A 1,582-nucleotide genomic window follows, 5' to 3' on the forward strand; every position below is an offset into this window, starting at 1 on the left:
AGCTTGGCGTTTATCCTCGGCGGGCTTGGTGTTCCTTGATTGACTCGGCGCGTTTGAGCGTCTTGCCGACGTCGTGGTGCCTGGCCCGGTGTTTGTTCTTCGAGCCTGCAGGCCGTCCCGGGCCCGGCCGGGACGGTTTTGGCGCGGCCGCTGGGCGGGCCGTGGTCGCGCGGACGTTGCGAAACCCCCGCCGTACTCGGGCGGGGGTGAGCCGGCGGGGCTCGGCCGGTCGTTCCCAGGGGCGGCGGAGGTCCTCGGCGAGGGGCCGGGCGAGGCGGAGCTGGGTGTGGGCGGCGATGATGAGCCAGGTCCACAGGTCGGCGGTATCCGCGTGGCGGACCTTCGGGGCGGTCCAGCCGAGGGTCTGTTTCATGAGCCGGAAGGTGTGCTCGAGGTCGAATCTGCGCAGGAAGGACTGCCACCAGCGCTCCACGTCCGCCGGTGTGGCCGCAGTGGCCGAGCACCACAGCCAGACCGGTTTCGGGTCGCGGTCGCCCGGCAGGCGCTCGACCTGCAGCCGCACCAAGGTGCCGTGCAGGATGGGCAGTTCCTCTTTCGTATGGTTCAGCCAGGGGCCGCGGTGGGTGAGCCGGGGGTGCATCCGGTCCCAGGCCATCGCCTCGGCCTTGCCGTAGCGGAGGGTGTCCGTGACCGTAGTGGCATCGGGTTCGTGCCAGCTGTCGGGCTTGGCGAAGGTCAGGACGCCGCCGTGCCGACGCGGTCGTCCGCCCTTCGGCCCGGAGTGGGCGGGGCCGGGGTCACGGAGCATGACGCGGTCCGAGCGCAGGCGTCCGACCAGGACGACAGGCAGGTCCGCCAGGGTATGGGAGAGGTAGGCGACGTCGTAGCCGGAGTCCATGACGATCCAGATCTCCGGATCACCCGCCCGCCACTGCTGAGCCTGGACCAACCGTTCGACGACATCGCGTAGTTGGGCAGCGGTGACGGCGGTCGCATCGTCCGCCGGCCCCAGGCGCACGGCGTCCAGCAACGCGACCCAGGAGGTCCGGCCGGTCTCCAGAGCGGCGACGAAGGAGTACGGCCAGCCCGGCACGAACTGGTCCCTGCTGCGGGCACCGCGTCCGTAGACGTGGCAGAACAACCGGTCCTCGCTGGTCGGGGCATCTGGGCGGAGCCAATTGCTCACGTCCACAGCCAGCACGATCCGCCCGTCGGCCGCCCTGGGCAGCGGCAGGCCCGCCAGCGCACGCCGCAACCGCGCCGGCTCCAGCCAGCCCCGGTCCAACGCCGCGTACATCGCCCCGTGCCCGCGCCGGTGCTCGACCGCCAGCGACAGCTCAACCAGCGTCTTCACCGGCCCGTCCGCGCACAGCACCGCGTCCGTGAGCTCGAAGAGCGCATCCGCGCGGGCGTAAAGGCACTCGAAGAACTCGACCCGAAAGCGGGACAAGACGTCGAACGCCTCGCCCGCGGGCGCGTGGACCGGGAGACTCATAGCAACGGCCGTTCTCTTGTACTTCGTGACTCGACATCTCGAAGCGTGGAGAACGGCCGCCTCCGCTGTCCCGGCAAGAACCGCAGATCAGCAGGTCGGGTGACCTGCGAGGTTAAACGCCAAGCT

1 protein-coding gene is annotated in these 1,582 nt (G+C 70.4%); it reads right to left on the reverse strand.

Annotation, left to right across the window (positions count from 1 at the left end; translation table 11 throughout):
- Positions 1-10 precede the first annotated feature (10 nt).
- Positions 11-1,456: an NF041680 family putative transposase gene (locus tag ACFYZB_RS46725; RefSeq protein WP_388768273.1), complete on the reverse strand. Its 1,446-nt coding sequence runs from the start codon at positions 1,454-1,456 to the stop codon at positions 11-13.
- Between the last annotated feature and the right edge of the window lie 126 nt (positions 1,457-1,582).

It is taken from the genome of Streptomyces sp. NPDC001852 (assembly GCF_042891825.1).
Taxonomy (GTDB): domain Bacteria; phylum Actinomycetota; class Actinomycetes; order Streptomycetales; family Streptomycetaceae; genus Streptomyces.

Bases quoted from the DNA above. Each gene is read 5' to 3' on its own strand.
- ACFYZB_RS46725 (WP_388768273.1), bottom strand. From the start codon at position 1,456: ATGAGTCTCCCGGTCCACGCGCCCGCGGGCGAGGCGTTCGACGTCTTG.